The organism is Streptomyces sp. NPDC000941, assembly GCF_053599555.1.
Map to the genome: position 1 here is coordinate 44,199 of NZ_JBSFMM010000050.1, position 13,102 is coordinate 57,300.

Sequence of the window (13,102 nt, forward strand, 5' to 3'; positions counted from 1 at the left end):
TTTCAGTGGCCAAGGCGACGCTCCAGGGCTCGCATGAGAAGGGATGCCGGATAGGCGATGAGGATGAAGGCGATGCCGACCATCGTGTAGGGCTCGATGTACTCGAAGGACGTGGCGCCGTGCGCCCGTGCCTTCTGGAGCATGTCGACGACTCCGATGAGGGCGAGCATCGGCGAGTCCTTGAGCATCGCGATCACGTAGTTGCCGAGGGCTGGCACCACACGGCGGATCGCCTGCGGCAGGATCACCGAGATCCAGGTGCGGCCGCGCGAGAGGCTGAGCGCGGTGCACGCCTCCCACTGGCCCTTGGGCACCCCGTCGATACCGGCCCGGTACACCTCGGCGGTGTACGTCGAGTAGTGCAGGCCGAGCGCGATCACCCCGGTGGTCAGCGCGGAGAACTTGATGTCCCAGGTCGGCAGCACGTAGTAGAAGAAGAACAGCTGGACCAGCAGCGGGGTGTTGCGGATGAACTCCACCACCGCGGCCACCGGCCAGCGTACGAAGCGCGTCGGCGAGCGGAAGGCCAGCGCCCACACCAGGCCGAGCGCGAACGAGAGCACCGAGCCCAGGACGGTCGCCTCGAGGGTGATCAGCAGCCCGTCGCCCAGCTGGGGGAGAAAGTCCTTGGCGACGTCCCAATCCCAGTTCACTGCGCACCTCCCACCGTGGTCAGATTGGCGGACTGCTCGGTCTCCTGGGCGGCGGACAGCTTCCAGGTCACCAGCGGGCCCTTCCTGCGCCGTTCCGGCGCCTGCCCGATGCTTGCCTTGGCGCGCCGCTCCAGCAGTCGCATCAGGCGAGTGAGGACGAAGGCCAGCACGAAGTAGAGGACGAGGATGATCGAGTAGATCTCCAGGCTGTCACCGGTCGCCAGCCGCGAGAGCTGGGCTGCGAAGGTGATGTCCGCGACGCTCACCGCGGAGACCAGCGCCGTCGCCTTCAGCAGCTCGATCAGAAGGTTGTTGAACGGCGGGATCATCTCGGGGATCGCCTGCGGCAGGATCACCCGCCGCATCCGCTGCGCGGGCGTGAAGCTGAGTGCGATCGCCGCCTCGCGCTGCGCCGGGGCCACGGCGGCGACCGCGCCGCGCACGATCTCGGAGCCGTACGCGCCGTACGTCAGGCCCAGGGCGAGCACCGCCGCCCACATCGGCAGCAGCTGGAACTGGAATCCCAGCGGCATCACGAAGAACAGCCAGAACATCAGCACCAGGGCCGAGGTGCCCCGGAAGATCTCGACGTAGAAGCCCGTGAGGAAGCGGACGATCCACAGCCTGGAGTTACGGGCGATGCCGACGCCGAAGGCGACGACGGTGGCGAAGAGCGCGCTGTAGAGGGTGAGCTGGATGGTGATCCAGATCCCTGGAAGGAGCCATTTCTCCCACAGTCCGGACGTCATCGGCACAGCTCCTTGGCGGTCAGATCCGTCATCTCGGCCTTGGTGAAGCCGAACGGGCCCACGATGCGCAGAAGTTCGCCGCTCTTCTTCATCTTGTGCAGCTCGACGTTGAAGGCGTCCCGGAGCTTGGTCTCTTCCGGGCGGAAGGCGAAACCGCCCGCGCCGATGTCCGGTTTGCCGTCGAGCAGCGCCTGGAACGGCTCGGTCGCCTCGACCCGGCGGCCCCCGCTCTGCCGGATCACATTGCGCACCGTCACCGCAGTACCCGCGAAGGCGTCCGCGCGGCCCTGCTCGACCGCGAGCAGCCCGGCCAGTTGGTCGGGGAGCACCATGATGTCGCTCTCCTTCACCCCGGCGTTGACCGCGTAGCCGATCTGGGCGTACGCGGAGCCGCTGGCGAGCTTTGCCCCCGATTTGGCGAAATCCTCGTACTTGTGCAGGTTCTTGGGGTTCCCCTTGCGCACGATGAACGAGTCACCGACGCGGTAGTCGGGGTCCGAGAAGATCACCTGCTGGCAGCGGTCCGGATTGATGTACATACCGGCGGAGACCACGTCGAACTGCTGCGAGCGCAGCCCCGGTATCAGCGACGCGAACTCGGTCGGAACCGGCTGGACATGTGCCACCCCCAGCCGTTTGAAGATCACCTTCGCGATTTCCGGCGCCTCGCCGGTGAAGTCGCCGTTCTTGTCGATGTAGCCGAACGGGATTTCACCCGCGATACCCAGACGTACCGTCCCCTGCGACCGCAGGCGATTCAGCAGGTTTCCCCCGTCCTTGGAATCGGCGCTGGACACCCGGCTACAGGCCGTGGCGCCCAGCAGACCCATGGCCGCCCCGCCCGCCAGAAGCGCGCGGCGGTTCAGCCGTCTTCCGCTGATGTCCTTGTGTATCCCTCGTGGTGGAGCCATGGGCGCGCGGCTACCCGACCGCGCGGAATATATGCAGATCCTTTTCGGCCCTTGACGCTTGGCCGGTCTGGGTAGGGGCTCCCGGCAACTGGTCCGGAAACGAGTGGGAGGAATGTCATGGCTGACCGGTTTATCGAGGTTTCGCTCGCTAAGCGGGGCGTGAGCTGTACGGCGAAACTCCTCGACGACCGCGCGCCCATCACCTGCGAGGCGGTGTGGAACGCGCTGCCTCTGGGCGGCGACGTCTACCACGCCAAGTACGCGCGCAACGAGATCTACGCGCTGCTGCCTCCCTTCGCCCCCGAGGAGCCGCCCCTGGAGAACCCGACCATCACCCCCATCCCCGGCGACCTGTGCTACTTCAGCTTCACCGACACCCAGTTGGGCACCGCCTCCTACGGCTATGAGCAGCAGGCCAAGCACCAGGGGCAGCAGCGGGTCGTCGACCTCGCGCTCTTCTACGAGCGCAACAACCTGCTGATCAACGGCGACGCGGGGTGGGTGCCGGGCATCGTCTGGGGCGCGGTCGTCGACGGCCTCGACCGGATGGCCGACGCCTGCCAGGACCTGTGGCGGGCCGGGGCGCTGGGGGAGACGCTGAGCTTCCGGCGCGTGTAGGCGGCCGGTCCCGTCCCATCCGGGCTGTGCGGCCCGGGTGGGACGGGAGGGGCGGGGGTCGCCGTCGTTGGGCGGATGGCGGCCCCGCCGGTCGGTTGTCAGCCGGCCGCCGTCGTCAGCCGGCCGACGGGCGTCCTGAGTCGTCCGTCGTCAGCCGAACGCCCTCGTCAGCCGGCCGTTGTCGGCGGCCTGACGCCGTCCGCGAGACCCGCCTCGTACAGCGCGTGCGCAGCCCGCAGCACCACCGCGTCCGCATGGCGGGCGGCCACCAGCTGCACCCCGATCGGCAGCCCGTCCGCGGACAGCCCGCAGGGCAGGCTCGCCGCGGGCTGCTGGGTCATGTTGAAGGGATAGGTGAAGGGCGTCCAGCCCGTCCACCGCGTGTGATCGGACCCCTTCGGCACCTCGACCCCCGCCTCGAAGGCGGTGATCGGCAGCGTCGGGGTGACCAGCAGGTCGTACGCGGAGTGGAACCGGCCCATGGCCTTCCCGAGCGCCATGCGCACATCCACGGCGGCCAGATAGTCCAGCGCGCTGTACGCGGCGCCCTGGGCGCAGATCTCGCGCAGCCCCGGGTCAAGCAGCTCCCACTTGTCCTGCCCGAGCGGCTGCACCACCCGCGCCGCCCCGCTGAACCACAGCGTGTGGAACGCCTCGACCGGGTCCTCGATCCCCGGATCGATCTCCTCCACGGACGCGCCGAGGTCCGCCAGCAGGTCCACCGCCCGCCGTACCGCCGCCGCCACCTCCGGGTCGACCGCCGCGGATCCGCCGAGCGCCGGGCTGTAGGCGACGCGCAGCCCGTCCACACCGCCCCCGCCCGCCGTGATCGCCTCTTGGAAGCTGCCTTCCGGGGGCGCGAGCTGGGACCAGTCGCGCCAGTCCGCGCCGGAGATCACATCCATCAGGAGCGCCGCGTCTGCCGCGTCGCGGGTCATCGGGCCCACATGAGCGAGCGTTCCGAACGCGCTCGCCGGATACAGCGGAACCCTCCCATAGGTGGGTTTCAACGCGAAGATGCCGCAGAAGGATGCCGGGATACGCACCGAACCGCCGCCGTCCGTCCCCAGGCTCAGCGGACCCGCGCCCAGCGCCACCGCGGCGGCGCTGCCCCCGCTGGAGCCGCCCGCGGTGCGCCGCGGGTCGTACGGGTTGCCGGTCACCCCGTACACCGGGCTGTCCGTGACGCCCTTCCAGCCGAACTCCGGGGTCGTCGTCTTGCCCAGGAACACCGCGCCGTGCTCGCGCAGCCGGGCCACCGAGGGCGCGTCCTCGTCCCACGCCTGGCCGTCGGCCGCGACGGTCAGCGAGCCGCGCAGCGTGGGGCCGCCGCGCTGCAGCAGGATGTCCTTCACGGACACCGGCACCCCGTCCACCAGACCGGCGGGTTCGCCGCGCCGCCACCGCTCGGCCGACTCCTCGGCCTGTTGCAGCGCGGCCTCCGCGTCTACCCGGCTGAACGCGTTGACCTCTGGCTGGATCTGTTCGATCCGTTCCAGCGCGGCGCGGGTGGCCTCGACGGGGGAGAGGTCGCCGGAGGCGTACCGCTCGAGGAGTTGAACGGCTGTCAGATCGTGGATATCGGTCATCCACCCTCTCCTTTTAGTCGACCGGTACGTATCCCAGGCGCTTGTCGACCACGTTGAGCAGCGGTTCTCCCGCGGCCCAGCGGTCGTAGTTGTCCTGGAACTGCTCGGCGAGCTGGTCCCGCCAGCCGACCGTGTCGCCGCTCATATGGGGTGAGACGAACAGCCCCGGAACGTCCCACAAGGGGTCGTCGGCGGCCAGCGGCTCATGCTCGAACACATCCAGTACCGAGCCCGCGATATGCCGCGCGACCAGCGCCGCCACCAGGTCGTCCTGGACAACCAGCGGACCGCGCCCCACATTGATGAACACGGCGCTCGACTTCATCCGGGCGAAGGCGTCCCGCCCGAACATGCCGCGGGTGCTGTCGGTCAGCGGTGCCGCACAGACCACCCAGTCGGCCTCCGACAGCAGCCCGTTCAGCTCGTCGGCGCCGCGTACACCCGCGCGCGCCGTACGTCCCACCAGGTCGACCACGATGCCGAGCGCGGCCAGCGTATGGCCGATGGCCCGGCCGATCGGGCCGGCGCCGATGACGACCGCCCGGGTCCCGGCGAGCCGCATCGTCTCGCGGTGGCGCCAGCGGCGCTGCCGCTGGAGCTCCCAACTTCCGTAGAAGTCCTTGGCCATGGCGATGACGATCCCCGCGACATACTCGGCGATCGGCTGTTCGAAGACGCCCCGGGCGTTGGTCAGCACCGTGTCGGCTTCGATCAGTTCAGGACACATCAGCCGGTCCACGCCCGCGCTCGCGGTGTGGACCCAGCGCGGCCTGGGCCCGCTGCCGGGCCAGGCGGCGCGTACCGCGTCGGAGGTGAAGTCCCAGACGAGCAGGGCGTCGGCGAAGGGGAGCAGTTCGGGCAGCGAGGACTCGTCGCACACAAGGATCTTGGCGCGGCCGGCCAGCCGGTCGAGACGGACAGGAGGGTCGTCGCCGAAGACGACCACAGTGCTTTCGGTCATGGGCGAGAAACCGTTTCGAAACGTAGGTGCGCTTGGCTGTCGAGGGTGTCGGGAAGTCGCCTCAGAGCGAGGATTGACCACGCTAGGCAGCGGAAACTACCGTCGTCAATAACGGCATCGCTCCGGCATCTGTCCCGACGTCCCGGCATTCAGGCCGGCTCTTTCCCTCTGGCCAATGGTCCAGCCCTCCGTTGTGTATTGGGGCTCGCTCATGGACGTCTCTTTTCTGGGTGGCCCACAGCCGCAGCGCGGCGTGGGCGTCGTAGCACCATTCGATTTCGCACTTGATCGTGAGCTGTGGCGCTGGGTGCCCGATCAGGTCTCCTTGCATCTGACGCGCACTCCGTTCGTGCCGGTCGAGGTGAGCCTCGATCTGGCGCGGCTCGTCAGCGAGCATGAAACTCTGCACGATGCGGTGCGCGCCCTGTGCGCGGTCGCGCCCGAGGTGGTGGCGTATGCCTGCACTTCGGGCAGCTTCGTCGGCGGCGTCGCCGGTGAGCGTGCCATGTGCGCGGCGATGACGCAGGCGGGCGAGTTGCCGTCGCTCACCACGTCGGGGGCGCTGCTCGACGCGCTGCGGGAGATCGGCGCCCGGCGCATCGCCGTGGTGACGCCCTATACGAAGTCGGTGACCGACTCCCTGGAGGAGTACCTGGGCGAGGCCGGGATCACCGTCACCGGGCGGGCGTACCTGGGGCTGACCAGGCACATCTGGAGGGTGCCCTACCGCGACGTGGTCGACATGGCGCGGCAGGCGGTGGTCGGCGCGGCCGACGCGCTCTTCATCAGCTGCACCAACCTCCCCACGTACGACGTGATCCCGCAGTTGGAGGCCGAGCTGCGGATGCCCGTGCTCTCGGCGAACCAGGTGACGATGTGGGCGGCGCTGCGGGGGATCGGCGAACGGGCGGTCGGGCCGTACCAGGCCCTGCTGGACCTGGCGGCGCGGCGCGGCCCGGCGGGGATGTCGGGTCCGGCCGGGCTGGCCGACTCGGCCGGTGCGGCGGATACGGCGGGGCTGGCGAGTACGTCGGGGCCGGCGGGTCCGGGCGGTCCGGGCGTCGATCCGGTGGGACCCGTCGCGGGGGCGATGGACCACCTGGTCGGGCCGGTGGAGCCGGTGGTGATTCCCTCCGTGCCGCTGACCGATCCCGCCCCGTCCCTGCCCCTGCCCCTGCCGGAGCCCGAGGCGGCGCTGGCCGGGCCGCCGTCGGCGCCGGACGGGGAGCCGGGCAGCCCTGGTGGCGGCCCGGACTCGGCGTCCGGCTCCGGGATGGGGGACGCCCCGTACCGGGACGAGTCGGGAGGTAATCCGCCGATGGTGTGAGGGAACGCGATGGGCGGCCGCGGTGTATGAGAAGTGTCAGGCGAACGGGGCGGCGCCGGTGGGGGTCGCTTGAGAGGGAGGCAGCCATGGTGGAAGCGGCGACGGGCAGGGCTGAGGGCGAGTCGGTGGGCGACACCGTGGGCTTCCTCTACCCGGGGTATTCCGCCGAGGACGACTATCCGCGGCTCGAAGCCATCCTCGATGCCGGTGGCGCCGGTGTTCGGCTTCCTCTCGTGCATACCGACATCGGTGAGGACGCCCATCGGGTGGACGCCCTGCTGGAGATGGGCTCGGCCGCCCGGCTCGCCGCCGGAGTGGAGGAGCTGAAGGCGCGCGGCGCCCAGGCCGTGGTCTGGGCCTGTACCAGCGCCAGCTTCGTCTTCGGCTGGGACGGCGCGCATGAGCAGGTGCGCGAGCTGTCGGAGAGGGCGGGGCTGCCCGCCTCCAGCACATCCTTCGCCTTCGCGCGCGCCGTGCGGGCCCTCGGGGTGGAACGGGTGGCCATCGCCGCGACCTATCCGGAGGATGTCGCGGATCACTTCAGGGCCTTTCTCAAGGCGGCGGGCGCGGAGGTCGTCGCGATGCGCGGCAGCGGGATCATCACCGCCGCCGAGGTCGGCACCTGGGGCCGGGAAGAGGTGCTGCGGCTGGCCCGAGTCGGCGACCACCCCGACGCCCAGGCGGTGCTCCTTCCGGATACCGCCCTGCACACCGCCGCCTGGATACCCGACCTGGAGGAGGCCGTCGGCAAGCCGGTGCTCACGGCGAACCAGGTCACGGTCTGGGAGGGGCTGCGGCTGCTGGGGAGGGAGGTGCCGTCCGACCGGCTCGGGGAGCTCTTCCGCGCGGCGTGAGACGAGCAGGAGCCCCGCTGAGACGAGCAGGAGACCCACGGGAATAAAGCGGAGCCATTCTCCGGTTGGCAGTCTGCGGTGCGGAACGACGCACACTGAGCGGCGCAGACAGGGCGACAGGGAGGCGGGCAACCGTGGCCGACGAGCAGGACCGGCAGGGCGAGCAGCAGGACCGGCAGGGCGAGCGGAACCAGCAGCAAGGCGCGGAAGGACGAGCAAGCGCACAGGGCGGGCGCGACCCGCAGGGTGAGCAGGGCGGGGCACAGCACCATGGCGTCTATGCCACGGCCCAGGGCAGCGCCCCCATCCCGCTGTCGGTGCTGGACCTGGCGACCGTCGGCAGCGGGCTGACCGCCGCCCAGGCGCTGCGGAGCACCGTGGCGCTCGCCAAGCTCACCGAGGGGCGGGGCTTCCACCGGTTCTGGGTGGCCGAGCACCACTCCATGCCCGGCGTCGCCAGCTCCTCCCCGGCGGTGATCCTGGCCCACCTGGCCGCGCATACGGAGCGGATCCGGCTCGGTTCCGGCGGGGTCATGCTGCCCAACCACGCACCGCTCGTCATCGCCGAGCAGTTCGGGACGCTGGAGGCCCTCGCGCCCGGACGGGTGGACCTGGGGCTGGGGCGGGCGCCGGGGACCGATGGGGCCACGGCCGCCGCGCTGCGCCGTACCGAGCGGCTGAACGAGGGCGCCGACGACTTCCCGCAGCAGCTCGCCGAACTGCTCCGGTTCCTCGACGACGACTTCCCGGACGGCCACCGCTACGCGCGCATCCACGCCGTCCCCGGGCCGGTGCAGGGCACGGCGCCCGGCGGGGTGCAGTCCGCCGACCGGCCCTCGGTGTGGCTGCTGGGGTCCAGCGGGTTCAGCGCCCGGCTCGCCGGGGCGCTCGGCCTGCCCTTCTCCTTCGCCCACCACTTCTCCGCGGCGAACACCGTCCCCGCGCTCGACCTCTACCGCCAGTCCTTCCGGCCGTCCGCGATCCTCGACCGGCCGTATGCCTCGATCGGGGTCTCGGCGTTCGCGGCCGAGGACGAGAAGGAGGCGCGCCGCCAGGTGCTCACCGGTGCGCTGTCGATGGTGCGGCTGCGCACCGGGCGGCCAGGTCTGATACCGACCCCCGAGGAGGCGGAGGCGCATGAGTTCAATGTCATTGAGGAGGACTTCGTCAACAGCTGGCTGACCAATGTCGTGTACGGCACCCCGGACGCGGTGCGCGAGGGGCTTGACGGGCTGATCAAGCGGACCGGTGTGGACGAGATCAAGATAACGGCCAACGTCCATGGTCCCGAGGCCAAGCTGCGCTCGTACGAGCTGATCGCCGACGCCTACGATCTGCCGACGGCCACAGCCTGACCGACGCTCACCCCTGCTTCACTCCTTACCGCGCGACTTCACTGCTCACTGCTCACTGCGCGCCCGTGGCCGCCGGATGGCCGCCGATCATGGCGGAGATACGGTCCGGCGGCACCGGGCGGGAGTAGAACCAGCCCTGTCCGGTGTCGCAGCCGATCCGGGCCAGTCGCTCCGCCTGCTCGGCGCTCTCCACGCATTCGGCGGTCACCGTGAGACCGAGCCGGTGCGCGAGCTCGACGAGCGCCTGGACGATCGTTTCGTCTGCCGGGTTCGGGTGTTCCTCCGCCCGGAACCCCTGGACGAACGATCCGTCGAGCTTGAGCGTGGAGACGGGGAGTCGGCTCAGATAGGCGAGGTTGGAGTAGCCGGTGCCGAAGTCGTCGATGGCGATGGCCACCCCCATCTCGCTGAGTTGCAGCAGCGCCTGCAGCGGCCGTCCCGCCGAGCCCATCACGGCGGACTCGGTCAGCTCCAACTGCAGCAGATGCGGCGGCAGTCCGGTTTCGGCGAGGATCGAGCCGACCTCCGCGACCAGATCCGAGTCCCAGACCTGTCGGACCGCCACATTGACGCTGACGATCAGCGGGTTGAGGGGGTGGGCCAACTGCCACTCGCGAGCCTGGCGGCAGGCCGTCCGCAGCACCCAGCGCCCCAGGGGGACGATCGCGCCGTTCTCCTCCGCCAGCGAGATGAACCGATTCGGCGACAGCCTGCCGAAGCGCGGATGCTCCCAGCGCACCAGCGCTTCCACGCCCTTCACCACGCCGTCGACCAACCCGACCAACGGCTGGTAGTCGAGCACGAACTCCTCCCGCTCGACCGCCGGACGCAGCGTGCTGGACAGCGCCTGCCGGGTCATCCGGTGGGCGTTGCGCTCCGGGTCGAAGAGTGTCCAGCGCGCCTTGCCGTCCTCCTTGGCCCAGTACAGCGTGGTGTCCGCGGCCTGCATCAGCCAGGTGGTGTGCGTCCCGGCGGCGGGCCGCTCCACCACGCCGATGCTGGCCGACACCGACAGCCGCTGCCCGGCCACGTCGAACGGTTGCTGCAGCGCCGCCAGTACGGACTTGGCCAGTTCGCACAGCTGCTCCGTACCGGTGGAGTCCCGGACCAGCAGGGCGAACTCGTCGCCGCCGAGCCGCGCCACCAGATGGCCGTCGGGCGCGGCACATTCGGTGAGCCGCTGGGCGACCGCGCCGAGCAGCCGGTCTCCGACGCGGTGGCCGAGCGTGTCGTTGATGGCCTTGAAGCCGTCGAGGTCGAGATAGCACAGCCCGATCCGCCCGGTGCCGCCCCGGTCGTATGCGGCGGCCTCCAGCGCGGAGGCCAGCCGCTCGAAGAAGAGATTGCGGTTGGGCAGCCGGGTCACCGGATCGTGCATCTGCAGATGGCGCAGCCGCCCCTGCAGATCGCGCCGCTCGCTGACGTCGGCCATCGACAGCAGCACACTGCAGCTGTCCGGCACCGGCTCGACGGTGATCTCCGCCCATAGGGCATGGCCGTCGGGGCGCTGCAGCCGGCGGGTGCAGCACAGCCGCCCGCGGCGGCCGTGCAACACATCGCGGTACTCGCTCCAGACGCGCGGATCCTCGCGCAGATCGGCCAGGTCCGCGGCGCTGCGCGCGATCAGCCGGCCCGGCTCGGCGCCCAGCAGCGCGCCGAGCGCGGGGTTGGCGTCGAGCACTATGCCCTCGCGGTTGATGACGGCCATGGCGAGCCGCGCCGCGCTGAACGCGGCGCGGTAGTCACTCGGCGCGGGGCCGGGCGGTGGCGTGCCGCCGGGCGGCCCCGCGCTGGGCGCCGCGTTACGTTCCGTGATCGTTGGCAGAGTCGCGCCGGGCGCGCGGCCCTGGCCGTCAGGGGATCCGCTCACCGCTCGCTCCCGCGTGGCGCTCGTCTCGTACAGGTCTGTCGTACACATCTTGTGCATGTCTCACACCGGGTGCCGGGCGGGCCCTGAATGCCTGCCCGAATAGGAAGTCCCCGCTGGAAATGTGCCGATCATAGAGGCTCATGCTCCGGCCGTTCCAACCATGCGATCGCGACCATCGTTGCCTTGTACATGTGTTTGGTCGTATCTGTTCGACTCTGCACGGACCCACTGCCCTCACGACCGACTGTGACCGTCTGTTACGTACCCGCATCGGGGCCGGTTCACTCGACTGGGCCAGCCGAACAGGGCGTACCGCATACATCCGCCTCAGGGTGGATGGGGTGGGTCGGTTCAGGTCTGGGAGGTCGACATGGCGCGTCCTCAGCCGCCCGAGGGGGTGGGCCCACTCCCCGCGGGGGTGGGCCGACTCCCCGAGGGTGTGGGGCGCCCGCCTCGGCTGCGCCGCACCGGGGCCGTGCTCACCTCCCTCAGCGCCATGATCGCCACCACCGTGGTGTCCGGCCCCGCCTTCGCGGCGGGCGCGGGCGGGCCGTGCACGCTCGAACGCACCGGGGCGCACCACTCCGAGGGCGTGGACACCTGGAACGCCGGCTACCCCCGCCCCGCCCGCACGCTCCACGCGGCCATGGTCTTCCTCTCCTTCCCGGACGCCACGCCCAAGGTGACTCCGCGACGGCTGGCCGCCGATCACATCCCCGCGACCACGGCATTCTTCCGGCGCGCCTCATACGGGCAGTTCAGGCTGCGGGTGCACGCCGCGAAGCGATGGATCACCATGCCCGAGGCGTCCACCTCGTACGACATAAAGCGCGACTGGAACGCCGGGCGGCGGGCCGCGTATCTGCGCGATGCCATCGCTGCCGCCGACCCCTCGATCGACTTCGGCCGCTATGACGTCGTCTACCTCGTCGCCGACCCCGACGCCCCAGGCGTGGACGCCGACGCGACAAAAGTGGTCAACTTCGAGCAGCCGCTGCGCGCCGACGGCGTCGAGCTGCGCCGCCTCGTGACCGTATTCGAGAACCACCCGCCGGACCGCAATGTGCTGGCCCATGAGACCGGCCATGTCTTCGACCTCCCGGACCTCTACCACCGGCCGAAGAGCTCCGACGGCGAGGGCGACTGGGACACCTATGTCGGCGACTGGGACCTGATGGGCAGCCAATTCGGGCTGGCTCCCGATCCCTTCGGGTGGCACAAATGGAAGCTCGGATGGTTGCGCCCGCGCCAGGTCCAATGTGTGCGCGCCCCCGGCGCAACCCTGCACACCCTTGAACCCGTCGACGCGCCCATGGCGGGCGGCAGCCCGGTCGACGACAGCCGCACCCGCCTCGTCGTGGTGCGCACCGGCGCCACCACCGCGCTGGCCATCGAGGCACGCGGCGCCTACGGCAACGACGCCGCCACCTGCACCGAGGGCGTGCTGATTTACCGCGTGCGCAATGACACCGCCTCGGGCGACGGCCCCATCGAGGTGCTGGACGGCCACCCCGGCAGCGGGGCGTGCTGGAACGAGTCGGTCTACCCCGAACTTGCCGACGCCCCGCTGGGTGTCGGGGAGACCTTGTCCGCGCGCCAGGACAACGTGCGCGTGAGCGTCACCGGGCGCACCACGGGCGGCGGCTGGACCGTGAAGGTCGACCGCAAGCCCCGGCCGACCTAATGGGAGCTACGGAGCCGGGGAATGCTTGGTTCCGTAGCCGCCAGCAGGTGAGCACTCAGGCCGCCGGAAGCATTGACTTCTGAGGTCAGACCGTGCCCCTGCTGGTGGCCGGGAGGCCAGACCGCTGATGGGGTGGCGTGCCTGCCCCGCTGGGCGTGAGCACTGGATCCATTAGGCCGCGTGCCGTGCCTTCCGCAGGCTGCGCCGCAGAACGGGGAACGCACTTGGGGAGGACGTGTTGCTGCTCATCGGTGACGACTGGGCCGAAGATCACCACGATGTCGAAATCCAGGACGAGACCGGCCGCAAGCTGGCCGCCGTGAACCTGCCCGAAGGGGTGGCGGGCATCGCCAGACTCCACGAACTCGTCGCCCGCCACGGCGGCGAGGGCCTGGAGCCGGGCGAGGTGGTCGTCGGCATCGAGACCGACCGAGGTTCGTGGGTGCAGGCCCTGATCGCCTCCGGCTACCAGGTCTACGCGATCAACCCCCGGCAGGTGGCCCGGTTCAAGGAGCGGTACGCCTCTTCGGG

General features: G+C 70.4%; 11 protein-coding genes and 1 pseudogene. 6 read left to right on the plus strand and 6 right to left on the minus strand.

Annotated features, from left to right (window positions below; all coding sequences use genetic code 11):
• Window positions 1-2: 2 nt before the first annotated feature.
• Genes ehuD through ehuB form a run of 3 tightly spaced genes read right to left on the minus strand, consistent with a single transcriptional unit; the run spans window position 3 to window position 2,313 of the window.
• Window positions 3-653 (minus strand): ectoine/hydroxyectoine ABC transporter permease subunit EhuD, encoded by a 651-nt coding sequence (gene ehuD, locus ACWDSL_RS18405; protein ID WP_450486552.1) that lies wholly within the window; start codon window positions 651-653, stop codon window positions 3-5.
• Window positions 650-1,402, minus strand: a complete 753-nt coding sequence (gene ehuC / locus ACWDSL_RS18410) for an ectoine/hydroxyectoine ABC transporter permease subunit EhuC (protein WP_450486554.1) — start codon at window positions 1,400-1,402, stop codon at window positions 650-652. The genes ehuD and ehuC overlap by 4 nt, the downstream gene beginning before the upstream one ends.
• Entirely contained in the window at window positions 1,399-2,313 is a 915-nt protein-coding gene (ehuB, locus tag ACWDSL_RS18415; RefSeq protein WP_450486556.1) for an ectoine/hydroxyectoine ABC transporter substrate-binding protein EhuB, read from the minus strand. Before ehuB ends, ehuC begins: the two co-directional genes overlap by 4 nt.
• A 117-nt stretch (window positions 2,314-2,430) precedes the next feature.
• Here ehuB and ACWDSL_RS18420 point away from each other — a divergent pair, with 117 nt between their 5' ends.
• Window positions 2,431-2,931: a DUF3830 family protein gene (locus tag ACWDSL_RS18420; RefSeq protein ID WP_450486558.1), complete on the plus strand. Its 501-nt coding sequence runs from the start codon at window positions 2,431-2,433 to the stop codon at window positions 2,929-2,931.
• Window positions 2,932-3,098: 167 nt separating this feature from the next.
• On the opposite strand, the gene ACWDSL_RS18425 is transcribed toward ACWDSL_RS18420, so the two are convergent.
• A complete protein-coding gene (locus tag ACWDSL_RS18425) occupies window positions 3,099-4,520 on the minus strand; it encodes an amidase (RefSeq protein ID WP_450486560.1) in 1,422 nt (473 codons plus the stop codon).
• A 13-nt stretch (window positions 4,521-4,533) separates the two neighbouring features.
• Window positions 4,534-5,481: a D-2-hydroxyacid dehydrogenase gene (locus ACWDSL_RS18430; RefSeq protein ID WP_450486562.1), complete on the minus strand. Its 948-nt coding sequence runs from the start codon at window positions 5,479-5,481 to the stop codon at window positions 4,534-4,536.
• A 211-nt stretch (window positions 5,482-5,692) separates the two neighbouring features.
• Here ACWDSL_RS18430 and ACWDSL_RS18435 point away from each other — a divergent pair.
• From ACWDSL_RS18435 to ACWDSL_RS18445, 3 genes and pseudogenes are all read left to right on the plus strand, one after another.
• A pseudogene (locus tag ACWDSL_RS18435) lies at window positions 5,693-6,449 on the plus strand (maleate cis-trans isomerase family protein); the annotation flags it as partial.
• Window positions 6,450-6,894: 445 nt separating this feature from the next.
• On the plus strand, window positions 6,895-7,662 hold the full coding sequence (locus ACWDSL_RS18440) for a maleate cis-trans isomerase family protein (RefSeq protein WP_450486564.1): 768 nt from the start codon (window positions 6,895-6,897) through the stop codon (window positions 7,660-7,662).
• 305 nt (window positions 7,663-7,967) lie between these two features.
• A complete protein-coding gene (locus tag ACWDSL_RS18445; protein ID WP_450486577.1) occupies window positions 7,968-9,017 on the plus strand; it encodes an LLM class flavin-dependent oxidoreductase in 1,050 nt (349 codons plus the stop codon).
• Window positions 9,018-9,069: 52 nt separating this feature from the next.
• Here the strand turns inward: ACWDSL_RS18445 and ACWDSL_RS18450 are convergent, their stop codons facing one another.
• Window positions 9,070-10,944, minus strand: a complete 1,875-nt coding sequence (locus tag ACWDSL_RS18450) for a putative bifunctional diguanylate cyclase/phosphodiesterase (RefSeq protein ID WP_450486566.1) — start codon at window positions 10,942-10,944, stop codon at window positions 9,070-9,072.
• A gap of 313 nt (window positions 10,945-11,257) precedes the next feature.
• Here ACWDSL_RS18450 and ACWDSL_RS18455 point away from each other — a divergent pair, with 313 nt between their 5' ends.
• Window positions 11,258-12,571 (plus strand): M6 family metalloprotease domain-containing protein, encoded by a 1,314-nt coding sequence (locus ACWDSL_RS18455; protein WP_450486568.1) that lies wholly within the window; start codon window positions 11,258-11,260, stop codon window positions 12,569-12,571.
• A 238-nt stretch (window positions 12,572-12,809) separates the two neighbouring features.
• Window positions 12,810-13,102 (plus strand): IS110 family transposase (locus tag ACWDSL_RS18460; protein WP_450486570.1); only part of this gene is annotated, 293 nt, incomplete at its 3' end.